The organism is Pedobacter sp. ok626 (assembly GCF_900100435.1).
GTDB lineage: Bacteria > Bacteroidota > Bacteroidia > Sphingobacteriales > Sphingobacteriaceae > Pedobacter.
On record NZ_FNEX01000025.1, the window covers coordinates 68924 to 90227 of the forward strand.

General features: G+C 37.3%; 23 protein-coding genes. 10 read left to right on the forward strand and 13 right to left on the reverse strand.

Annotated elements, in window-relative coordinates; translation table 11 throughout:
* Window positions 1-37: 37 nt before the first annotated feature.
* The 7 genes from BLS35_RS25875 to BLS35_RS25905 form a co-directional block, all read right to left on the reverse strand.
* Entirely contained in the window at window positions 38-2197 is a 2160-nt protein-coding gene (locus tag BLS35_RS25875; RefSeq protein ID WP_090787065.1) for an FUSC family protein, read from the reverse strand.
* Between the two features lie 173 nt (window positions 2198-2370).
* A complete protein-coding gene (locus tag BLS35_RS25880; RefSeq protein ID WP_090787068.1) occupies window positions 2371-3519 on the reverse strand; it encodes a tetratricopeptide repeat protein in 1149 nt (382 codons plus the stop codon).
* An 85-nt stretch (window positions 3520-3604) separates the two neighbouring features.
* Window positions 3605-4681, reverse strand: coding sequence for a tetratricopeptide repeat protein (locus BLS35_RS25885; protein ID WP_090787071.1), 1077 nt, complete (start codon window positions 4679-4681; stop codon window positions 3605-3607).
* A gap of 39 nt (window positions 4682-4720) precedes the next feature.
* Window positions 4721-7330: a DNA gyrase subunit A gene (gyrA, locus tag BLS35_RS25890; protein ID WP_090787074.1), complete on the reverse strand. Its 2610-nt coding sequence runs from the start codon at window positions 7328-7330 to the stop codon at window positions 4721-4723.
* Window positions 7331-7459: 129 nt separating this feature from the next.
* The gene (hemF, locus tag BLS35_RS25895) at window positions 7460-8356 is read right to left on the reverse strand and encodes an oxygen-dependent coproporphyrinogen oxidase (protein ID WP_090787077.1); all 897 of its coding nucleotides are present in this window, start codon (window positions 8354-8356) and stop codon (window positions 7460-7462) included.
* Window positions 8357-8545: 189 nt separating this feature from the next.
* Window positions 8546-8746, reverse strand: coding sequence for a coproporphyrinogen III oxidase (locus BLS35_RS25900; protein ID WP_090787080.1), 201 nt, complete (start codon window positions 8744-8746; stop codon window positions 8546-8548).
* Between the two features lie 65 nt (window positions 8747-8811).
* Window positions 8812-9117, reverse strand: a complete 306-nt coding sequence (locus BLS35_RS25905) for a phosphoribosylpyrophosphate synthetase (RefSeq protein WP_090787084.1) — start codon at window positions 9115-9117, stop codon at window positions 8812-8814.
* Between the two features lie 80 nt (window positions 9118-9197).
* On the opposite strand from BLS35_RS25905, the gene BLS35_RS25910 reads away from it, so the two are divergent.
* The 4 genes from BLS35_RS25910 (at window position 9198) to BLS35_RS25925 (ending at window position 12881) form a co-directional block, all read left to right on the forward strand.
* Entirely contained in the window at window positions 9198-9683 is a 486-nt protein-coding gene (locus BLS35_RS25910; RefSeq protein WP_090787087.1) for a DUF4442 domain-containing protein, read from the forward strand.
* A gap of 19 nt (window positions 9684-9702) precedes the next feature.
* The gene (locus tag BLS35_RS25915) at window positions 9703-10326 is read left to right on the forward strand and encodes an AlbA family DNA-binding domain-containing protein (protein WP_090787090.1); all 624 of its coding nucleotides are present in this window, start codon (window positions 9703-9705) and stop codon (window positions 10324-10326) included.
* Window positions 10327-10425: 99 nt separating this feature from the next.
* Window positions 10426-11811, forward strand: coding sequence for an MATE family efflux transporter (locus tag BLS35_RS25920; RefSeq protein WP_371328265.1), 1386 nt, complete (start codon window positions 10426-10428; stop codon window positions 11809-11811).
* Between the two features lie 131 nt (window positions 11812-11942).
* Complete coding sequence (locus tag BLS35_RS25925; protein ID WP_090787093.1) at window positions 11943-12881, forward strand: sulfite exporter TauE/SafE family protein; 939 nt, start codon at window positions 11943-11945, stop codon at window positions 12879-12881.
* Between the two features lie 109 nt (window positions 12882-12990).
* On the opposite strand, the gene BLS35_RS28110 is transcribed toward BLS35_RS25925, so the two are convergent.
* From BLS35_RS28110 to BLS35_RS25935, 3 genes are all read right to left on the reverse strand, one after another.
* A complete protein-coding gene (locus tag BLS35_RS28110) occupies window positions 12991-13167 on the reverse strand; it encodes a hypothetical protein (RefSeq protein WP_217634952.1) in 177 nt (58 codons plus the stop codon).
* Window positions 13168-13203: 36 nt separating this feature from the next.
* Window positions 13204-13785, reverse strand: coding sequence for a DUF4833 domain-containing protein (locus BLS35_RS25930; protein ID WP_090787096.1), 582 nt, complete (start codon window positions 13783-13785; stop codon window positions 13204-13206).
* A gap of 90 nt (window positions 13786-13875) precedes the next feature.
* Window positions 13876-14388, reverse strand: coding sequence for a DinB family protein (locus tag BLS35_RS25935; protein WP_090787099.1), 513 nt, complete (start codon window positions 14386-14388; stop codon window positions 13876-13878).
* A gap of 654 nt (window positions 14389-15042) precedes the next feature.
* Between BLS35_RS25935 and BLS35_RS25940 the strand changes: the two genes are divergently transcribed.
* On the forward strand, window positions 15043-15390 hold the full coding sequence (locus BLS35_RS25940) for a TfoX/Sxy family protein (protein ID WP_090787102.1): 348 nt from the start codon (window positions 15043-15045) through the stop codon (window positions 15388-15390).
* A 168-nt stretch (window positions 15391-15558) separates the two neighbouring features.
* Here BLS35_RS25940 and BLS35_RS25945 read toward each other — a convergent pair whose 3' ends face one another.
* Window positions 15559-16635 carry a glycoside hydrolase family 76 protein gene (locus BLS35_RS25945; RefSeq protein ID WP_254779138.1) on the reverse strand — a complete coding sequence of 359 codons (1077 nt, stop codon included), beginning with the start codon at window positions 16633-16635 and terminating at the stop codon, window positions 15559-15561.
* A 281-nt stretch (window positions 16636-16916) separates the two neighbouring features.
* Here BLS35_RS25945 and BLS35_RS25955 point away from each other — a divergent pair, with 281 nt between their 5' ends.
* Together BLS35_RS25955 and BLS35_RS25960 are read left to right on the forward strand one after the other, a co-directional pair.
* On the forward strand, window positions 16917-19277 hold the full coding sequence (locus tag BLS35_RS25955; RefSeq protein WP_090787108.1) for a mechanosensitive ion channel family protein: 2361 nt from the start codon (window positions 16917-16919) through the stop codon (window positions 19275-19277).
* A gap of 89 nt (window positions 19278-19366) precedes the next feature.
* A complete protein-coding gene (locus BLS35_RS25960) occupies window positions 19367-19576 on the forward strand; it encodes a hypothetical protein (RefSeq protein WP_090787134.1) in 210 nt (69 codons plus the stop codon).
* 42 nt (window positions 19577-19618) lie between these two features.
* Here the strand turns inward: BLS35_RS25960 and BLS35_RS27980 are convergent, their stop codons facing one another.
* Entirely contained in the window at window positions 19619-19777 is a 159-nt protein-coding gene (locus tag BLS35_RS27980; protein ID WP_165973432.1) for a hypothetical protein, read from the reverse strand.
* 3 nt (window positions 19778-19780) lie between these two features.
* Window positions 19781-19954, reverse strand: coding sequence for a hypothetical protein (locus tag BLS35_RS27985; protein WP_165973431.1), 174 nt, complete (start codon window positions 19952-19954; stop codon window positions 19781-19783).
* 189 nt (window positions 19955-20143) lie between these two features.
* Between BLS35_RS27985 and BLS35_RS25965 the strand changes: the two genes are divergently transcribed.
* The 3 genes from BLS35_RS25965 to BLS35_RS27990 are packed head-to-tail and all read left to right on the forward strand — an operon-like array spanning window position 20144 to window position 21181.
* Window positions 20144-20692 carry an NADPH-dependent FMN reductase gene (locus BLS35_RS25965; protein ID WP_090787111.1) on the forward strand — a complete coding sequence of 183 codons (549 nt, stop codon included), beginning with the start codon at window positions 20144-20146 and terminating at the stop codon, window positions 20690-20692.
* Between the two features lie 41 nt (window positions 20693-20733).
* Window positions 20734-20988, forward strand: coding sequence for a hypothetical protein (locus BLS35_RS25970; RefSeq protein ID WP_090787114.1), 255 nt, complete (start codon window positions 20734-20736; stop codon window positions 20986-20988).
* Complete coding sequence (locus BLS35_RS27990) at window positions 20954-21181, forward strand: hypothetical protein (RefSeq protein WP_165973430.1); 228 nt, start codon at window positions 20954-20956, stop codon at window positions 21179-21181. The genes BLS35_RS25970 and BLS35_RS27990 overlap by 35 nt, the downstream gene beginning before the upstream one ends.
* The last annotated feature ends 123 nt before the right edge of the window (window positions 21182-21304 follow it).

The window sequence follows — 21304 nt, forward strand, 5'->3', positions numbered from 1 at the left end:
ACTCCTGATACAACAGCTAAAAAACACTTAAAGTTTTTTATATTTCGATTTTTTCTGATAGCTTGAAGATGTCATAAGCTACTTTTTGAATCAAATCAATCTGTTCAGCAACCATAACTTCATCATTTTGATTTTCGGCAGGATCACTGATATTTCGTCTGATTAAAGGGACATTACTAGTTATTCCGTTGTTAGCCTGTAAGTTCTCTATAGCCATATTCAATAGGTAATTGGTATTTTGAACTACAGGTTTAAGCGTTTCAAAATCCTCAACCACAAAAGCATGCTCTTTCTTATATAATGAAAGGGTAGCCACATAAGAGGAGAGGTGGTGATTTAAAGCCGTAAACTGATGCAGCTCAGGCATCAATACTTGCTTACTCTTAGGTTCCGAGAACATACGTTGGAAAAGTGAAGCCAAATTGGCCGTTGTTACATATACCTCTTTACGGGCAACCTTGTACGTAGTAAGATCTTGAATATCATTTGTATATAACAATACGACTTGTTCAAAATAGTTCATATTGGCCCTTAAGGTATCCAACATAGCTTCTTTTAGCTTATCGCGCTCCCAATAAGGAAACAACGAATAACTAGCCAACAACGCGATACCTGAACCGATCAGCGTATCATAGATTCGCTCACGCGCTACCGATAAGCTTCCCATACCCAGGAAATCAAATAAAACCAGGATATAAGGAGTCATAAACAATACGCTTACCACATAATTCTTGCGCTGGAAGCTGTAGGCTCCAATCATACAGAAGAGCAGAATAATAAACAAGGTGTTTTTATCGTGAATATAAACCAGTATACCCATCCCAATAAATGCACCGATTACTGTTCCAATGATCCGCTCGTAATTACGCTTCTTGGTTAAACTAAATCCCGGTTTAGAAATCACCAATATGGTAAGCAATATCCAATAACTATGAGAGAAACCCAATGATTTAGCGACAATAAAGCCAATCAGCATTACAATAGCCACCCGAAGCGAATGCCTAAAAGTAGATGAACTGAAGGTCATATTATCATACAACAACTCAGGATCGACGCTCTGCCTGGTCACAAACTTTTCTACCTGAATTTCTCTCGGTTTTAAGTTTTTCTTTTCTTTCTTATTGAAATAGCTGTTAATGGTCTTAACTCTGGAAAGGATATTTTCAATGTTGACTTCTATATTTTTTAGCGCTATAATACCCAAAGTATTGTATTTACCCTCTGTATTATTGCTTTCGAGTTGAGTAATTTCAGTTCTTAGGGTTTCCACATCCTCAATAAGAGATGTTGGAAGGCTCGGAACACCTCCAGTTTTCAAAGAAAAAGCAATATCGTCCAATTCATCAGCAATCTTGATAATAACTGATTCATAGTGCCTTAGAATGCCTGTAGAATCAAACTGCTCATGCAATTGTTTGTAATTGTAATAGGTTGACATGACTTGTTCAAACAAATCGACCATATCTACAAAAACCAATAATAAAAACCGTCCTTCAGGCGTGGATTCCCTTACAATTTCTCTGGTTTTGAATAGTATCTCACGCACAGCGTCTTGTTTCTCATGGACAAGTACTTGAAGTTGCAATAGCTCCGCATAATTATCATCATAATCAGTGTTTTGATGATAAAACTTAGCCTTTGCCCTTAAAAACAAGCTTACTTCATGAATAGAGTCACTTAAAGTTTGCTGTACAATACGATAGGGGCGGATCCGGTAGAAAAAATAACTGAGTAGGGTATACCAGATGCTACCTCCAAAGATAAGGGCGGATGAAAATAACACTTCTTGCCAAGGGCGGATGTCGTCAATACTCAAGACCATAATTAACAAAACAGCGGTACCGATAGATGCAGCCCTTAATCCATATAAAAAGAACATGGAGAAAATAAAACTGAAAAGCACTAGAAGTACTCCAGTAAAATAGACATTGCTGTTGGTTAAACCTACAATGATAAAAGTCAAAGTAATGAGTCCCGTTGTAACGAGCATGGCATTTCTGCGATGTAAAATTGGCCCTGGCGTATCTACAACACTTGCGCATAATGCACCAAGTGAAAGTGTCATACCGTACTCAATATGACCATATTGCGCCATAATAAGCGACGGACAAAGCACGCCAAGAGTAATACGCAATCCATCAGCAAAATAAGTACTTAACAAAAAATCATGAATACTTCTGATAGGGCGATTTAACATACTGCAAATTTATAATTAATGCATATCAATTACTTGACCATTATAGATAGTAATATCAACATTTTTTGAGGTACAATAGCAATAAAGAGGCATTATAATTTATTACTTAACATAATATTAATTATATAACTAACATGGTGTATGAAAAAATGGCTGTGAAATGATGGCAAACTTTAAAACTCTTCGAGTTTGCCTTTAAGCTCCTGAACCTTATCTAATCTATTTTTACGTGTATAGATCTCGATCAACAATTGTACAGTCGCTTTATCGTTTTGGTTGACTTCATGAGCTTGCAGTAATGCGATTTCAGCTCTATTTATAAAAGACTTGAATTTCTGTGCGTTTTCAGATTTTCCAGATTTAAGGGATTCGTTTGCAGAATTTACATAAACCAATCCCAGTTGATACAGCGCGTCAAAATAATTCTCATCGATATTCAGCGCTCGGTTGTACGCTAATTCTGCTGTACTATTATTTGCTTTATGTTGTTGCAGGTATCCGTATAAAAAATAAAGCAATTTATTGTTCGATTCAACTTTTAGCGTAGATTCAATTACGCGCATGGCTTCTGTGTATTTTTCATTGTCAAGCAAAAGATTAATGTAATCATTTGTCAGAAAAATACTGTACGGATTAAGTTTTATACCATCCTCAAGTGTACGTATAGCTAATTCGTGTTCAAACCTTGAAGTGTAAATATTCGCCATACTTTGAAAAACCAATGGATTTATAATTCCGTTTTCTTTTGCGCGTTTAAAATACACCAAAGCTTTATCAAAGTATTGAATGTTTAGGGCTGACAATGCTGTATTTATTGCCAATGTTGTATCTTTTGGGACAAAATCGCTCACTTCCCTAAGCAATTCGTAAGCCGCCGCATAGTCGCCATTTGCAAAAGCAACACTTCCTTTTTTTTGCTTTCTGATGTTTATATTGTAAGCAGCGGCCGAAATTAAGCGGTAATTTGCTTGAAACTTATCTAACCTACGGGCAGAATCTATAGCTTGTACAGCAAAATTGTAATACCTATCCGCATTACCTTCATCACTGTCAATAATTGAAACGTAAGCACTTAAATACGCTTTTAACGCCCATGTTTCCGGCCATTTTTTAGTCTTCTTATCATTCTGAGCCGCATCAGCAGCCTTCACCCCCTCTCCTAGTATACTCAACTGCTTTTTAGTGTCCTGCTTCGTATTAATGGCAACTTGTAGTTTACCAACACTGTTACGTGCAATTTGAAGTTGGCTTTTTTGGGCAAAAGCAACATTACAGCTCATAGAAACCAGAAATACGCTGAAAACAAAAGATATCTTACTCATACAAAACATGTTCTTGGTACAAACTTATAAAAAAAAAAGAGGGATAAAAATTACCCCTCTTTTTAATTAATTATTGCTGCTAAAATTATTTCTTCAGCGCTTCTAATCTTTTGTTCATTAATTCGTAATTCACTTTGTCATCTTTAAACAAATAAATGATTTTCAGATTCTCAAGTGCGTTAAGATTTTTAGGATCTATTTCTAAAGCAGCTTTGTAATAAGGAACTGATAAATCAATGAACTTAGTCATCTTAGCACCTAATTCATTAAACTCTTTAGTTTTCTTCACGTCCAAAGCATTTCTTTGTGTCTGGATAGCTAAAGCCTGTTTGTAATAAGTATCGCCCATTAAATACTGATAAATTGCATTTTTAGGATCCTTAGCAATCAGCTTTGTAAGCATTTCCTGAGATTTTGCGATGTCACCTTTTTTGATGTAAAGATCAGTCTCTAAACCAATGAAATATGAATCATCAGGGTATTTTGCTCCTGCATCTTTAAGTAAGGCTAATCCAGCAACGGTATCTTTAACTTTATCAAAAGTGATATTGATAAGCTCAGAGTACAATACTTTCGAATCAGGATAACCCAATTCAATCGCTTTTTTGAAATTTCTAATTACTTCCGGATAGTTCTGTATTTCTTTAGCAGTTACACCTGCATTTACATACATACTTGTATCCTTTGGATTTTTAGTAGTGATTTCGTTGAAAGCTTCTAATGCTGTTGCAAAGTCTTTCTTTTTGTATGCAATGATCGCTCTATTTCTAACAGCGTTCTCTACATTCACTCTTGCTTGCTCAATGTTCTCTTTTTCAGAACCTTTTTTGTCCAATTCTTTAGCTTTAGCAATTGATTCTTCAGCTATAACCTGCTTTGCTTTAGCATTTTTTAAGTCAACAGTGTCAACTAAAGCGATTCTTGAAGCAAATAAAGCTCTATAACCCCAGCCTTCAGCTATTTCTTTAGACTTCTCATTGGTTACAGCCAGATCAGCATGAGCCAATCCACCGTTTAACACTTTTAAATTATCATTTAAAGTTTTGCCTCCAGTGATACCTAAAAGATTCCATGCTTTTTTAGCCTCACTAATTTCACTTTTTTGAGCGTTTGCAAATGAGGCAACACCTACAAACAAAATACTTAAAAGTACCTTTTTCATTTTCTACTATTTATGTTCGACAATTATTGATATCTATTGTTATTTTTCTTCTTCGGTAGTGTCTTCATCAGCATCTCCCTCCTCTTCGTCATTCTCCTCAGTTGCATCATCAGCAGGTTCATCTTCAATCTCACCCTCGCCTGCTGGCTCGCCATCCAACACTACATAGCTTTCTGTTTCTTCAACCTCATCCTCTTCATGCTCGATTCTCGCTACAGAAGCAATCTCGTCGTTACCTTTCAGGTTAATCAAGCGTACGCCTTGTGTTGCACGTCCCATTACCCTCAATTCACTTACCACAATTCTAATTACGATACCTGATTTATTGATGATCATTAAATCATCCGCATCAGTAACATTCTTAATGGCAACAAGGTTTCCGGTTTTTTCAGTAACGTTAATAGTTTTAACACCTTTACCACCTCTGTTAGTAACGCGGTAATCTTCGATGTCAGTACGTTTACCGTAACCTTTTTCAGAAACTACCAATACAGTTGCTCCTGGATCATCAACAGCAATCATGCCAACTACCTCATCTTTTTCATGAGCAAGAGTTACACCACGTACACCTGTAGCGGTTCTACCCATCGGTCTAACTTTCTCCTCATTGAAACGAATAGCTCTTCCAGAACGTAAAGCCATTACAATTTCGCTTGAACCTGTAGTTAAGCTTGCTTCTAATAACTGATCACCTTCGTTGATGTTAATTGCATTGATACCATTTACCCTAGGTCTCGAGTAAGCCTCTAATGAGGTTTTCTTAATCGTTCCTTTTTTGGTACACATGATAATGTAGTTGTTTTCCAGATATTCCTGATCTTTCAGATTTTTAACCTTAATAAAGGCCTTAATTTTTTCTTCTTTAGGAATATTGATGATGTTCTGGATTGCTCTTCCTTTACTTAACCTCGATCCTTCTGGGATCTCGTAAACTCTTAACCAGAAACAACGACCAGTTTCGGTAAAGAACAACATATAATTATGGTTAGAAGCAATTAACAAATGCTCTATAAAGTCCTCGTTTCTTGAATCACTTCCTTTAGAACCTTTACCACCTCTACCTTGAGTGCGATATTCTGTCGCTGGAGTACGTTTAATATAACCTTCATGAGAAATGGTAATTACGACCTCTTCATCCTCAATAAAGTCTTCCATGCTCATATCTTCTGCCGAGTGAACGATAGTAGTTCTACGCTCATCGCCATACTTCTCTTTCATTTCGGTCAACTCTTCCTTGATGATCTCCATACGTTTACCTTCATCATCTAAGATAGATTGTAAGTAATCGATCAATTTCATCAATTCGTTGTATTCTTCTTTGATCTTATCACGCTCAAGTCCTGTTAACCTACGAAGAGTCATATCAAGGATAGCTCTTGCTTGAAGATCAGACAAGCCGAATTTCTCCATTAAGCCTAATCTAGCTTCTTCAGGTGTTTCAGAGCTACGGATTAATTTAATTACTTCGTCTAAATGATCTAAAGCAATTAATAAACCTTCTAAAATATGGGCACGCTTTTTAGCCTCAGAAAGTTCAAATTTAGTTCTACGAACAACAACCTCATGTCTGTGCTCCACAAAATAATGGATCAGATCTTTCAGGTTTAACAATTGCGGTCTACCTTTAACAAGTGCAATGTTATTTACACTAAATGAAGTCTGTAACGCGGTTTGTTTGAATAGATTATTTAATACAATAGAAGCATTGGCATCACGTTTAATTTCATAAACAATACGGATACCATCTTTATTCGACTCATCCTTGATGTTTGAAATACCCTCAAGCTTTTTCTCACCAACCAATTCAGCAGTACGCTCAATCATCATCGCTTTATTTACCTGGTAAGGTATTTCAGTAACGATAATCGTTTCACGGTCTTTATGAGTTTCAATTTCGGCTTTAGCACGCATTACAATACGACCTCTACCAGTTTCAAAAGCTTCCTGAACACCATTGTAACCATAAATAATGGCTCCAGTAGGGAAATCAGGTGCTTTAATATGTTTCATCAACTCTGCTATAGTGATTTCATTGTTTTCAATGTAAGCTATAGTTGCGTTAATGGTCTCAGTAATATTATGTGGCGGCATGTTTGTTGCCATACCTACCGCAATACCTGATGAACCATTGATCAACAAGTTTGGAACTTTTGAAGGAAGCACAGTTGGCTCCTGCAATGAATCATCAAAGTTTAGTTGAAAATCAACAGTATCTTTATTGATATCGGCAAGCATATCTTCAGCTATCTTCTGGAAACGTGCCTCCGTATAACGCATTGCTGCTGGAGAGTCACCATCAATTGAGCCGTAGTTTCCTTGTCCTTCAACCATTAAATAACGTAAGCTCCAATCCTGAGCCATCCTTACCATGGTATTGTATACTGATGAGTCACCATGTGGGTGATACTTACCTAGTACCTCACCAACAATACGTGCAGATTTTTTATATGGTTTATTGTTTGCTAACCCTAGATCAAGCATTCCGTATAACACACGACGGTGTACCGGTTTTAATCCATCCCTCACATCAGGTAAAGCCCTTGATACGATAACCGACATCGAATAATCGATGTAAGCGGATCTCATTTGCTCGTCAATATCGATTCTAATTATTTTGTCGTTTTCTTGATTTTCTAAATCTTCTGCCATAAATAGTAATGTTCCTTAAGAACGATTTAAATGTGGTATTCTTATAACCTTGCGAATCTAATAAAAAATGCGCCATAAAGACGCATTGTGGAAAAATTTTAAGCTAGAAATCTCGGCTTTATTAAGCCATTAAGCCCATACTATTCCCTTTTTGAGCTTACTTTGCGTGTATGCTTCGGGGCTACCTAAAACTGGCTGATGGTTATAGGTCCATTTAGCCATTGGAGGTAAGCTCATTAGAATAGATTCTATGCGGCCATTGGTTTCAAGACCAAATTTTGTACCCGAATCATAAACCAGATTAAACTCTGCATACCTGCTTCTACGCAAATACTGCCATTCCTGTTCTTGTTCTGTATATTCCTGATCGCGGTTGCGCTCAATCAATTCTGTATATGCGGGGATAAAAGTATTTCCGACTGCTTCAGAGAAAGCCAGTAGTTTATCGAAAGATAATCCTGTGTTCTCAGGCTTTAGTCGATCGTAAAAAATACCACCAACACCTCTGGTTTCTTCTCTATGTTTAATAAAGAAATAATCATCAGCATTGGTTTTAAACTTTGGGTAAAATGAAGGATCAAACTGATCGCAGGTCTGCTTTAAAAGATGATGAAAGTACCTTACATCAGTGTCTATAATGTAATGAGGGGTTAAATCAATACCACCACCAAACCAACGGGTCTGCTCGTCCATTTCGAAATAACGAATATTCATATGAATGATCGGAACGAATGGACTAGATGGATGCATCACAATAGAAACACCAGTTGCAAAAAACTCATCGTTTTCTACTTTAAATGCTTTTTTAACTGCATCTGGCAATTTCCCATGTACTGCAGAAAAATTAACACCCCCCTTTTCAATAACACTTCCATGTTGCATGATCCGGGTTCTGCCGCCACCGCCACCATCCCGGCTCCATATCTCCTCTTCAAATTTTGCCTTTCCATCAGCCAGTTCTAAACTGCTGCAAATCTCATCCTGAATTTTTTGATAGGCCGCTACTACTTGATCTTTAAACACCATTTCAATTAAAACTAAGCTCAAAGTTAACCTTAATAAAAAATGATCTTCCCTAAAAATTGTAGATAGTACATTGTCTTGACACTATATATCTACAAGTCGAAAATATATAGTCCAGAAAGTCTTAAAACAAGAAAAGAGGCAAAAATCATTGCTGATTTCACCTCTTTTCTATCTCGTTAAACGCTTTTTTTACTGAGCTGGTGGCATTTTCGTGGTATCCGGCGGCATTGTTTTCATTGTATCCTTTACTGTGGTGTCCATAGGCGGAGTTATTGTTGTATCTACTTTCATAGTATCTGTACCGCCCGACACGCTCTTCGTCGAATTACATGCCGAAATTGCAACGACGAAAGTGCCGGCAACAGCTATGCTTAAAATTAATTTTTTCATGTGGTTCTGTTTTAAATTCACCTTTCTAACAAGTCAAACGCCCTAAAGGTTTTAACAATTTAAAATCAATGATGCATCTTTAGCTTATCCAATAGCTCTGGGGATATGTTTTCTGCATAAGCACCATACGCATCTATAATTACTCCTTTTAAATTACCAACTGGAGAAGAAATGGCGTAAATCACTGAACTATCATCGGGATCTGTCATCCCTTCAAATCGGTAAAACTCGTCTATTTCAAATTCTTCAGGCATCAACTGAATGTCTATTGCTTTACACTCAATAAACTCGGCTGAAAGATTAAAGTCATGTTCGTAACCTCGTTTTTCGAGATCAGCAACTGCGGCAGTAAGGGTGTCATATACATACATAGCCCTAATTTACTAAAAAATTACTTTATCATCATATATAAAATTTTATAGTTCAATAAACTTTCTGATCTTTAAGCATCATGGTTGTATCAGAAAAAACCCTTAAGTGGGCCTTGTGCTTATACCCACCTTTATTGTTCCAGCGCATCTGGATTCGAAAATTCCATAAGGACTTTCGTGGAGTTGATGTGAAGATTGCAAAAAGCATATTAAACAAGAACTATAATGGTTCTATTTTTGGCGGGACCATATATGCAGCAACAGATCCTTTTTACGCCTTATTGTTTGATCAACTCCTGCAAAGAGCTGGTTTTAAAGTGCGCGTTTGGCTTAAAAGTGCTTCTATTCAGTACTTAAAACCAGGCCGGGGTCACTTATATTTTACCATTACCGTTACAGATGATATGCTGAATGAAGCAATTGAAACCCTAAACACTTACGGCAAATTTGTAAAGGCTTACCCAATGGAAATTACCAATGCTGAGGGAGAACTTTGTGCAACAGTAATGAACGAAGTTTATATCAGGAGTTTACATCAGGGAGAACAATCGCGTATCGCTTATTAACGCTTTAAGGAGCAAACAAATGAATATCAGGAGACTAATTTTAGAAGGTGAAGGCACAACGTTGGATTTTAAGAAAACGATTACCAGCAATGAGAAAATAGCTAAAAGCCTGGTGGCCTTTGCCAACAATAAAGGCGGGCAACTATTAATAGGCGTTGGCGATGATGGCAGTATTAAGGGGGTAAAATCAGAAGATGAAGAGCGTTACATGATTACCAAATCTGCGCACCAGTTCTGCAAACCCGCTATTGAACCTGAATTTGAAGAAGTACATATTGATGGAAAACTGGTGCTTGTGGTAAAAATTGCGCGTAGCGAAACCAAGCCTCATTATGCGCTCGACGAAAATAAAAAATGGTGGGTATATTACCGAGTAAAGGACAAAAGTTTGCTGGCCAGTAAAATCATTGTCGATGTAATAAAAAAGAGTAGCGATACTTCCGGGCAGCTGATTTCCTACACAGAACAGGAAAAGGCGCTTTTCGAATACCTTGCGGAGAAAGGTAGGATCACCTTAAAAGAATTTAGCAAGCTCACACGAAGCTCTTATAGACAGGCTCAAAAGATCCTCGTAAGTTTGATCTTAAGTGGTGTAATCAGGCCTCATTCGTCCGAAAAAGAGGAATATTTCACTATAATTTAAGTTATGCCGTGTCATCTTAAATTCATTTCATAATCGCTAATATTATTTTAAACGTTTTAAATTAGGATTCCAAAATAAACCAGACCGCAAGGGTCGTAAATGAGCGCAAAAAAGCCGACTTTTGCCAAAATGTGGAAGAGCTTATACACAAGGTACAAACCTTATTATTCTGATAATTTACGCCTTGCTATGCCTATCGTGGTGTCTCAGTTGGGGCATACATTGGTGCATTTGGCAGATAGTGTAATTGTTGGACATTTTGCAGGAACCGTTCAGCTCGCCGCAGTATCCCTGGTTAACAGTTTATTTATGCTAATCCTGGTTTTGGGTTTAGGTATTTCCTACGGATTAACTCCACTGGTTGCACAAGAAAACGGTCGTAAAAATTATGATGAGTGTGGTAAATTACTCTCTAACAGTCTGATCATAAACATTCTGGTCTCTATACTGCTTTATATTTTCGTGCACTTCGGTACTTTGTTAGCTATCGATCATATTGGTCAATCACCAGAAGTAGTTGCTTACGCCAAACCTTATCTAGGTTATTTGGCTATATCCATTGTTCCTCTAATGATCTTCCAAACGTTTAAACAGTTTGCTGAAGGACTTGGCTTTACTAAACAGGCGATGTTTGTTTCCATCTGGGGAAATCTACTCAACATTATCCTGGGGATCATATTCGTAAAAGGTATGTTTGGTATTGCACCAATGGGTGTTAAAGGTGTTGGTTTAAGTACTTTAATAGACCGTACCTTAATGGCTATAGTGATGTCGATTTATGTACTCCGTTCAAAATATTTCAGAGCGTACACCAGAAGTTTCCGTCTTGGTTTAATTGATAAGGTAAGAAGTCTGAAGATTGCAAAAATTGGTGCTCCGGTTGCATTACAATATTCATTTGAAATCAGTGCATTTAGTGGCGCTGCCATATTAATTGGAACGATTGGTGCGGTTGAGCAAGCTGCACATCAAGTGGCCATCAATCTGGCTTCTGTAACCTATATGATGGCAAGTGGTATTGCTTCTGCAGCAACCATTAAAACCGGTAACAACTTTGGCAAGAAAAACTTTACGGACCTCAGAAAATCTGCAATTGCCAGTTATCATGTCATACTCATGTTTATGTGTGCTACTGCCATGTTGTTTATTTTTGCCAATAACCTGCTGCCTTATATTTATACCGAAGACATAGCTGTAATCAATATCGCAGCAAATCTGCTGATTATTGCTGGTTTTTTTCAATTATTTGATGGTACACAAGTTGTTGGTCTTGGCGTTTTAAGAGGTATTGGCGATGTCAATATTCCTACCCTTATTACTTTTATTGCCTATTGGGTAATTGGCATTCCTCTGGGTTATCTACTTGGCATTGTGCTTGGTTTAGGAGTTGATGGAATCTGGTACGGCTTAACTTTCGGATTGCTGACGGCCTCTACCCTTTTGTTTCTTCGATTCCAAAAGAAAACCAGAGTACTGTTAGCTTAAAGAAAAACATCCGCTATTTATGTGTAAACACGTATTTTAAAATAAAGTCTATTATTTTAGTAGAATTACTTTGTTTATTCAAAAAGTTGAATTAATATTGTCTACTATTTACATAGACATTATATAATACAATGAGCGTACAAGACAACGAAATTAAACTAAGCATTCCAGGTAAATCACAAGAAAAAAAATGGCGTCAAATAGCTTATTTATGCCTGCTTATCCTTACAGCTTTGTTTGTTGGTTATGCTGCTTACTCCTATTTGTCGTACGAATCCCTGGTTGCTTTAGGACAGGGAATGTACGCGCAAATGGACGAGAAATTCTTCTGGATGCTTGCAGTAGGTTTCTTTGCTCAATTGGTCGACGGTGCTTTGGGTATGGGATATGGAGTCGTGTCTACTACCCTATTACTTTCGGGAGGTTTAAGTCCTGCAGTTATATCAGGAAGTATTCACACTGCAGAAATGTTCTCTAGTGGTGCTTCAGGCTTCAGCCATTACCGCTTCGGGAATGTAAATAAGAAGCTTTTTAAAACCCTATTAATTCCAGGTGTATTGGGTGCCATTGTTGGGGCGATATTACTTGGATATGCCGGAGAGGCTTTTTCTCAATGGATCAGACCTGTTATCTCAGTGTATACACTTTTACTGGGTGTTAAAATACTTAGCAATGCTTTTAAGAATAAACCAAAACAGCAAAAAGTAAAACGGGCAGGATGGCTTGCTGGTGCAGGTGGCTTTCTGGATTCCTTTGGTGGTGGTGGATGGGGCCCCTTGGTCACCTCTACATTGATATCAAAAGGCCGCACCCCAAAATATGTAATTGGAACGGTTAGTCTAACTGAATTTTTTGTAACGATGGCAAGTGCCATTACCTTCTTTTTTATATTGGGAGTTAGTCATTGGCAATCCATTATTGGTTTGATTATCGGTGGCGTAGTTGCTGCGCCAATAGCAGCCCGTCTTGTTGGCAAATTGCCCATCAAAAAGATGTTTATCGGTGTTGCGGTGATTGTAATTCTGTCAAGTATCCGTATTATTTGGATGACTGTAGGAAAGATAATCTAATCAAAAAAGGCTATCCCGATCTTTTTATTCATTTTAGAAAACATCCTTTTATTTATAATCAGGATGGTAATGTCACTTATAATCCAGTAACCTTACCGGTTTAACATTTCTAAATAATGCAATCCTTCGGGGTAAGTGATGCCGAATGCTGCACACGATCTCTTACTATCGTAATGTAGCCCATCCTTTCTAGCTCCTCGTATGTCTCTTCCATTCCGCCAAGTATTGAAGAGCTAACTTGTTGATCTATAATCTCCAATAGTGATTTAATTTCTTCTTTTTCCATGACTTTAAATATTTGGTTATTTAAAGATAGTAAAAACTAAACTTTTATTCTTTCTATTGTCGGAGTTTTATTGGCAGTATTGATTCCTTTTAATTCCACGTATTTCACGTTTGGCAACCAGAATGATCCCCCTTCGATTCTAAGAAATATACGTTCCAGCTGAATTTTCTTATTGTTTACCGTAACGTATACATGGTACTTTTTATCCTCAGTAGATTTCACCAAATACATTGGGAGTTTTTTATGCGAAACAAACCTTAGCTCATATTGATCATTACCAATGGCTTTGGCCTGGATGCCGTAAGCAAATTTTCGCTGTATATAGCTCAAATCTTCCTTCTCCCCTTTTTCACCGTACCTAAGCCAATAAACTTTAATAGGATTATTGGCAATTACCTCTCCATCTTTATCTACATTCAATTCACATATAATTGTATTTGTATTTGGGTCTCTTTGCAGGTAAAATAGCTGATTAACTATCCCTTTTGGCGTAGGAAATTTTAATGGTGATGGATTCCCGGTTTCAACAGCTTGTGCATAAGCACTGAAATTTGAAAATAAAGCAATAAAAAACCAAGATAATATGAGAAGATGAGCGTTAGATTTTAGAGATTTCATGTTTCCTACATTTTAATAGAGTTCAAATTTAACTTAAAACCACCATACCTTAATGGCACGGTGGTTATTTGACATTAGGTTTACCTTATTTCAATTTACCGCATAGCGGTTTTTAATATTTTTGAGTTGATGTGCGTGTCGCTTTATATGATAAATCATAAAATAAACTGCTTCCAAGCGGGTCACCTGGCCTAATCCGGGTAATTCAAATGACAGGCAGGTCATTGTAAGATCCAGATCGGTAACCGCTTTGCCTACATCGGACTTTATATCTTCCAAAGTATTTACCAATCGCTCCTTGTTGTACACTTTCATTTCTGGAAGTATAAAAGCGGGTGAGTTCATTTTTGTAGTAAAGTCAAGCATGATACGCTCAAATTCTTTCACTGATTGATCTGCTGCTCTATCTGTATCCTTAACCGGGCCATTTAATGCGTCGGCTAAACCTGAATTGGCCATACAGATATGTCGGGCTACTTGAGCTGGTGTCCAGCTTCCCTCAAAAGGCACTACATTTAGTTGTTGTTCATCAAAAGATGAAATTAACTGCTGAAATTCTGTTATTGTACTTTCTAATTCTTTAACAATTTCATTCTTATTCATAGGTCTTATACTTTAATGGTGTAGTAATTGTAACAATTCTATGTTATTATTAAAATAAATTTACGTTAACCAAGTCAGAAAAAGGGGCTCAAATGCGTCAAAAAAAGGGTTGATTGCGACAATTATTAATTTATTGTCATAAAATTGAAAATTCAATAGTGTATCATGTACACTATATAAAAATAACTCCGTATATTTGTCTTATTAAATAATGAAACAACAGCTTCTACTCAGATGTTTTAAGAACTCTGATAGAGCTTAAAGAGAAAACCCGTTCATACAGGTTTATATTTGGTTAGAATAGAGGAGAGCTTGGATGAGTCGCCTCTTTCTTTTTTTATAGACCTTTTGCAACTACGGTAATCAAAAATATCTAATATTTTAACATGACGGCATTTGCTGTTTAACAATAATTAACACCTCAACCTCTTTAACCTATACTAATAACTGTTCAGTTTAATTGTGTAGCTTTAACTATGGACAAGTTGCCTAGAGCCAACAGTAAAAGAAAACAAGATCTAAAACACTGGAAGAATCTTTTCACCGAAAAAGAGATTTTGTGGGATTCGCTATCAAAACGGAGCAACTATTATATATTCCTGATCTTAGCTGCAGGTTCACTGATACTTTGGCAAATTCTTAAATTGTAGAATTATGGCTTATGACGAACACCTGGCTGATCGGGTACGAGAGTTACTTTTTGATCGTGAAGATGTAACTGAAAAGGAAATGTTTAGTGGCATATGTTTTATGGTAGATGATAAGATGTGTATCTGCGTCTCAGGAACCGAACTACTCTGTCGTATTGGTGCAGAAAAAGTAGAGATAGAACTGGAAAAAGGCAACTGTCGAAATATGATGAACAACGGTAGACTTATGAAAGACTATGTTTACGTAGAAGATACAGCGTTTGATAATCAGAAAAAACTAATACATTGGGTTGAACTCTGTCTGGAATTTAATCCAAAGGCCAAATCGTCAAAGAAAAAAGCGAAGAAATAATTGAACGCCATAAGACGTGTACCTTGTCCTTTATTGCCATATTTTTTTTGCCATCTCCAGACCTTTTTTTCTGGTAATACAGATAAACACGATGATAAAAGTCCCGGGAAAGGCCTCCTAAAGCTCCTTTAATACCTGTCTCGATAATAAGAAGTATTGATCATAAATTTATTCTCCTTTCAATTGAGCTAATCTTGCATAAGTTTCAATCATTGCAGCTTGATCTATGAGAGATTTTTGTTTACCAACAATATCTTTTCCATCTCGCTCATCTCGCCAAACCCGCTCAGCATCTTTAATAAAGAAATCTATCCAGCTACTATTTTTATCTATCGCATACAATGCCAAATAGCCCCTTAACATTACCGCATTAAACCAGTAATGTCCCGGCAAACGCTCATTTTTATAAAAGTGAGCTCTGCTCGCGGCAGCCAAGCGTTGTGCTTTTAAAAGATATTGTTGCTCACCTGTAATCGAGTACAGCAATACATTGGACTGTAACATGCTACCTGCATTATAAGTATAAAGAGCTTTATCAATCTTACCGGAAGGTATTTTTATCGCGTCATAAAACAGCCCCTCAGGAGATTCCAGTTTGCTATATGTCCATTTATAAATATCGAGTGCTGCGGTTAAATATTGCTTGTCTTTAGTAGCCTTAAACAATTCGAGCGCGACTAAGATTCCAGGACCATTTGAGCAGGTATTCTTTGTATTCAGCTCCCCCTCTTTCCAATATAAGCCGCCGCCCGCTACTGTATCCAGCCCCTTCATCATAAATTGATAAATCATTTTCGAAGCCTCAAGGTATTTTGTTTTTTTTGTCCGCTTGTAGGCATCCAGATAAGCAATAGCAATCCATTGATTGTCATCATAGAACTTTCCACTCAAGCGCTCGGAGGTCACATAATCCTGATAAGCAGGAGGCTGCTTTGAATTGTAATACTGATCTATTGCTTTCACCACAGGAGCCATGTAAGTTTTACCAGGCTCTAGCGCTTCCTGTTCATTCGCCGCCTGAATTAAAGCGCATAAAGGCCATAGCCAGGAGTGTTTGTTTTCCTTCTGTACACTGTCGGTCGTTTCAAAATATAAACCTGTTTTATTATCTTTCAAATAAAGATCTATATTCCTATTCAAGGTTTTGATACGTTCCTTGTAAGGAATAGATTGAGCTTGTAGGTTTAAAGCAATAAATATCACCATTAAAACACTAAAGCAAGAGCCGTAAAATACTTTCATCATTATACCAGTAAATGGGGTTTTTGCTTATTCGCTTTCCATAATAGAGAAAACAATGCGACATCGGGAAGAGATTGATATCTCAGCATATTTGGTTTAGGGTTAAACGAATGTATTATAATTTTCCCAAAACTGCAATTGAATTTGGGAATATCAATTTCAATACTAAATGCTGGGAAATTCCTGTCTTTCATTTTTGAACCTTATGATTATTAAGTATTTTTGATGAATCCCATGTATATTTATACAAGCCGGATACCTACTCAGTCTTTCCTATAGATCAAATGACAGCAAAATATACTTTTTCAATAGCCATTCGCAGTACGATAGTCTTACTAACGGTCTTGTCCTTTTCCATTCCTACGTTTGCACAGAAAGGCAAACCAATGGATAAAGGTCAGGATGTTTCCATCCTTTCCGACTCTGCAACCTTAACAAAAGGCGATTACCTTATCCATCTCGAGAAAGTATTTGAAACGATAAACAAAGTTCCAGTTACGGTGGGTTCTTTCAAGAATCTAAAACCAATAGCAGGTCATTTGACACAAGATGAAGCTGCCCTTGCCTTACTCAAAAGAAGACTGACTCAAGGTGATAGAGGTCTGAATCTTCAAAACCTGCAAATGGACCAGACCTTACTTGAAGAGCTTCAAACCAACAACAGAGATTGCCTGGCAGATCTCGATGAATATGAAAAACAATTGCGGGAGTTGAAAACGGAGATCCTCAACCTTCGAAAAGATACGGTGTTGGTTAAGCTCTTTACGCTGCCTGCTATGCGAACTATGTTTAAAGATCAGTTTGCAGAATTGCATAAAAAACGCCTGGTCATGGATAGTCTACTTAAGACGACCACGTTAACAATTAATAATCTACAGGCACGAACATCATCCAACCTGATAAACATCAAAGAGTTAATGTACCTCACAGATAGCCAGCTTGATGCAGTAAGTATAAAAGCTTTCGGGAAAGAACGACGTTACCTTTGGGAATCAGTAAATCGTAAAGCCAACAGAAGCATTGGATTCCGTAAGTTTATTGGTAGCGAACAGGAAATATCAGGTTATTATTTTGTTTATACCCGCAGTAGTCGGATGTTACTGCTTCTTACCTGCGTTACTTTCTTTCTATGGGTATTTTTCAACTACAGGAGTATAAAGCAGCGCGACCGATTGGAAGCGCTTGACGATTTCTCCTTACTCAAACCAAAGCCTTATCTGATTACCTTTATCATGCTCTTTACCTTGGCACCGATCTTCGATCTAAGGGCCCCGGCACTATATATCGAATCGGTACAGATTCTACTTGCCATTTTACTGACTGCATTTTTCTATAAAAAACTACCCTCAAAGCTATTTTACTATTGGTGCATATTTGTACTATTTCTCCTTGCACCAGTTTTCCTGCGTCTTTTAGGAATGCCTCCAAGATATCAGCGTTGGCTCCTTCTATTCTTAAGTCTTAGTGCTACCGCTTATGGTATCATTATCCTGAGGAAACTGGATGAGAAAGCCAGAAGGTATAGAATGATCCTGATCACCGGATTTATCTATGTAGTCTTCGCGTGCATAGCTACTTTATGTAATATCTTCGGACGCTTTACCCTTACCCAGATTTTCTATTCTACCGGTGTAAATTCGTTGTTAAACGCAATATCCTTAACCATTTTGGCAAAAGTGCTGGTGGAGGCTTTCCTGCTCCAAATGAAAAGTAGCAGAATCCGTAAAGGATACCCTGAATATTTCGACTGGTTGCCGGTAATATCAGGCCTTAAGAGACTGACTGGTGTCGGGGCTACTATTATTTGGTTTGTGATATTTACAACGAACCTTAATATTTTTAATGGCCTGTATGAGTCTGTTATGGAGATTCTTAATGAAAAAAGAACCATAGGAAATTTCTCTTTTACCCTCGGAGGCATCGTGCTCTTTTTAGGAATCATTTGGACGGCTAATTTTTTACAGAAATACATTGCCTATTTCTTTGGTGATACAGGTGATGATGGTATCGACGATAATAAAGGAGAGCGCTCTAAATTACTAGTCACGCGATTGGTCTTGCTCATTGGAGGATTTCTTATCGCTGTTGCCGCATCTGGATTACCAATTGACAAAATCACCGTGATCCTTGGTGCGCTTGGTGTAGGTATCGGACTGGGTTTACAGAATATCGTGAGCAATTTTGTATCAGGGATCATCCTTATTTTTGATAAGACTATACGTATCGGTGATGTTGTAGAGCTGAGCAACAAAAAAGGAAGAGTTAAAGAAATAGGTGTTCGCGCCAGTACATTGCTTACCGATGAAGGTGCAGAGGTTATTATTCCGAACGGATCCATTTTGTCAAACAATATCATCAATTGGACCCTTAGCAATAACCAAATGCGCATAGATATTTCTTTAACTATTGCTAAGCCTTTCAATTCAACTGAAGTGGTAAACCAAATCAGGGATATTATCACTAAAAATGACAATGTCTTTGTCAACAAAGAGCCGGTAATTATGATCAACCCTATAAGTAAGCTAAATAGCAATATAAAAATATACTTCTGGTGCAAGGATATTTCCAACGCAGATCTTACAAGAAGTATAATCGTTGCGCAAATATTTGAAGCCTTTGAAGAGAAAGAAATAGAAATTTCATAATTGCTCAGTGAGGCAAGGACGAAACAATTTACAACAAAGACGTGTTATATTGCTACATGGCCGCTTGTGGTGGCATTAAAACTCTAGCGATGAATACCGAACCTAAGAAGAAAAACGAAAGTCCAAGCAGTAATTTCAGAGAAGAAGTTAAGGGTAAAGTTCCAGTGGGAAATAAGGCCGTAAAAAAGCCCGAGGATAAAGATTACAACAAAGATGAAGCGAACTTTAAAAACCCCGCCAAGAAAAGAGAAGAAGGCGAACAGCCCGTACATCCGATAAAGAAAGCCCCTAAAGAGTAAGTTTTTCCCTACTTTTCCTGTCTTTGACAAAGACAACTGCTATTAAACATGTTTATCTTTATGTTTTTCAGGATCAATTTCAGATTTCTTGATTTCATCCTCCATTTTTTTCTGATCCGATCTATTCCTGCTGATCAAAAAAATGATCAACAATATCACCAGGACAACTACTATGCCCTCAACGATGCTATTCCGTTCCATGATCTAAGAGTTTTCGCCCCTCATTCTTTTTCGCTGCTCCTCTTCTGCTTTTTTCACCTCATCCTTTTCGGCAAGAGGTTCGTCAGTTTGTAGCTTTTTATCTTTGGGCGGACTTACGCTACCCGCTTTCGCAAGCGCTTTGTCCGTATCTTGACCAGATATCTTTTGCTTTTTCATAACTTTAGATTTAGTAATGGAAAAACAATTCAAATCAGTAATTGATTTGAATTCTTAATAAAATGACATACCAGACAGACAATCTCTATGATGACTTTAAAATGAATTATATCAGAGTCAAATGAGAAGTAAATTCATAAAACAATCAGTGATTATTCGTGTTCAATATATGGATAAACTCAAATTGTTATGAGCCTTAAAATAGCAGCATTCTCGGGAAGTTTAAGAAAAGAGTCCTATACGACTAAGCTCGTAAAAGCATTTCAACATTTAGCACCTAATGGAGTAACTGTCGAGATTATTGATATTAGTCAACTTCCCTTTATAAATCAGGATCTTGAAGAAGACCTCCCACAGCAGGTAAAAGATTTGCATAATAGTATTCAAAATGCAGATGCCATTATCCTTGCTACACCTGAATACAACAGATCTTATTCACCTGTTCTAAAAAACGCCTTAGACTGGGGCTCAAGACCCGCAGGACAAAACAAATGGGATGGGAAAGCAACTGTTGTTTTGGGATGTACCCCATATAACCTCGGAGCTTTTGGAGCAGTGAATCACTTACGGCAGGTACTGGTATACCTCAATATGCATCCTGTGCAACAGCCAGAATTTTATCTGGCACAAGCAGCTGATAAATTTGATGAGCAAGGAAACCTGATAGATGAGCAAACTAAAAAAATGATAACTACGCTCTGGACTACCTTTATTGAGTTGATCAATAAGTTGAAATAAACTACTTGATCTTTGTACACATTTTCAAAATACCTATGCTTATGAAATACCGTGAAACACCAGAACCAGGTTCAAAGAAATACAACGTTGAAAAAACAGAGGATCTAACAACTCCTAAATACCATAGCAGCACGGATCGAAGAAACAGCAATGAGCTGCCGGCAATTGAAAACCTTAATGATCAGTTTGAAAATACGCTTAATGAAACCATAATGGACGAAGAGGTCCCAAAAACTAATTTAGGTAACAAAAGAAAAGACGATGAAAAACAACGTGAAAAGATCATCAGACGCTAATTACATCTTCCAGCAGCAAGCTCCTCCAGTTGACCCAGATGAGGATGAGGAATATGGAGAGGACGAACAAGATTTCGAGGAAGATGGACAAGATAATGAAGAAGAATTCCCCGCAGAAGAGGATTTAGAAGAGAAAGACTTTGATCTGAATGAGGACGACGAAGAACTCGACGACGACATTGACTATCTCTAAAAGCTCATTATCTTACAATTATTGCAACAAAAAGAAGCTGTCTCAAAAGTGAGGCAGCTTCTTTTTTTTGATGTGAAATTTTTGTAATTTAAAGTCATGTCAGGAAAAGTAGTTTTTAAGCCC

What these genes read in the sequence shown, in the direction of transcription:
- BLS35_RS25875 (WP_090787065.1), bottom strand. Translation starts at nt 2,197, where the DNA reads ATGTTAAATCGCCCTATCAGAAGTATTCATGATTTTTTGTTAAGTACT.
- BLS35_RS25880 (WP_090787068.1), bottom strand. Translation starts at nt 3,519, where the DNA reads ATGAGTAAGATATCTTTTGTTTTCAGCGTATTTCTGGTTTCTATGAGC.
- BLS35_RS25885 (WP_090787071.1), bottom strand. Translation starts at nt 4,681, where the DNA reads ATGAAAAAGGTACTTTTAAGTATTTTGTTTGTAGGTGTTGCCTCATTT.
- gyrA (WP_090787074.1), bottom strand. Translation starts at nt 7,330, where the DNA reads ATGGCAGAAGATTTAGAAAATCAAGAAAACGACAAAATAATTAGAATC.
- hemF (WP_090787077.1), bottom strand. Translation starts at nt 8,356, where the DNA reads ATGGTGTTTAAAGATCAAGTAGTAGCGGCCTATCAAAAAATTCAGGAT.
- BLS35_RS25900 (WP_090787080.1), bottom strand. Translation starts at nt 8,746, where the DNA reads ATGAAAAAATTAATTTTAAGCATAGCTGTTGCCGGCACTTTCGTCGTT.
- BLS35_RS25905 (WP_090787084.1), bottom strand. Translation starts at nt 9,117, where the DNA reads ATGTATGTATATGACACCCTTACTGCCGCAGTTGCTGATCTCGAAAAA.
- BLS35_RS25910 (WP_090787087.1), top strand. Translation starts at nt 9,198, where the DNA reads ATGGTTGTATCAGAAAAAACCCTTAAGTGGGCCTTGTGCTTATACCCA.
- BLS35_RS25915 (WP_090787090.1), top strand. Translation starts at nt 9,703, where the DNA reads ATGAATATCAGGAGACTAATTTTAGAAGGTGAAGGCACAACGTTGGAT.
- BLS35_RS25920 (WP_371328265.1), top strand. Translation starts at nt 10,426, where the DNA reads ATGAGCGCAAAAAAGCCGACTTTTGCCAAAATGTGGAAGAGCTTATAC.
- BLS35_RS25925 (WP_090787093.1), top strand. Translation starts at nt 11,943, where the DNA reads ATGAGCGTACAAGACAACGAAATTAAACTAAGCATTCCAGGTAAATCA.
- BLS35_RS28110 (WP_217634952.1), bottom strand. Translation starts at nt 13,167, where the DNA reads ATGGAAAAAGAAGAAATTAAATCACTATTGGAGATTATAGATCAACAA.
- BLS35_RS25930 (WP_090787096.1), bottom strand. Translation starts at nt 13,785, where the DNA reads ATGAAATCTCTAAAATCTAACGCTCATCTTCTCATATTATCTTGGTTT.
- BLS35_RS25935 (WP_090787099.1), bottom strand. Translation starts at nt 14,388, where the DNA reads ATGAATAAGAATGAAATTGTTAAAGAATTAGAAAGTACAATAACAGAA.
- BLS35_RS25940 (WP_090787102.1), top strand. Translation starts at nt 15,043, where the DNA reads ATGGCTTATGACGAACACCTGGCTGATCGGGTACGAGAGTTACTTTTT.
- BLS35_RS25945 (WP_254779138.1), bottom strand. Translation starts at nt 16,635, where the DNA reads ATGATGAAAGTATTTTACGGCTCTTGCTTTAGTGTTTTAATGGTGATA.
- BLS35_RS25955 (WP_090787108.1), top strand. Translation starts at nt 16,917, where the DNA reads ATGACAGCAAAATATACTTTTTCAATAGCCATTCGCAGTACGATAGTC.
- BLS35_RS25960 (WP_090787134.1), top strand. Translation starts at nt 19,367, where the DNA reads ATGAATACCGAACCTAAGAAGAAAAACGAAAGTCCAAGCAGTAATTTC.
- BLS35_RS27980 (WP_165973432.1), bottom strand. Translation starts at nt 19,777, where the DNA reads ATGGAACGGAATAGCATCGTTGAGGGCATAGTAGTTGTCCTGGTGATA.
- BLS35_RS27985 (WP_165973431.1), bottom strand. Translation starts at nt 19,954, where the DNA reads ATGAAAAAGCAAAAGATATCTGGTCAAGATACGGACAAAGCGCTTGCG.
- BLS35_RS25965 (WP_090787111.1), top strand. Translation starts at nt 20,144, where the DNA reads ATGAGCCTTAAAATAGCAGCATTCTCGGGAAGTTTAAGAAAAGAGTCC.
- BLS35_RS25970 (WP_090787114.1), top strand. Translation starts at nt 20,734, where the DNA reads ATGAAATACCGTGAAACACCAGAACCAGGTTCAAAGAAATACAACGTT.
- BLS35_RS27990 (WP_165973430.1), top strand. Translation starts at nt 20,954, where the DNA reads ATGAAAAACAACGTGAAAAGATCATCAGACGCTAATTACATCTTCCAG.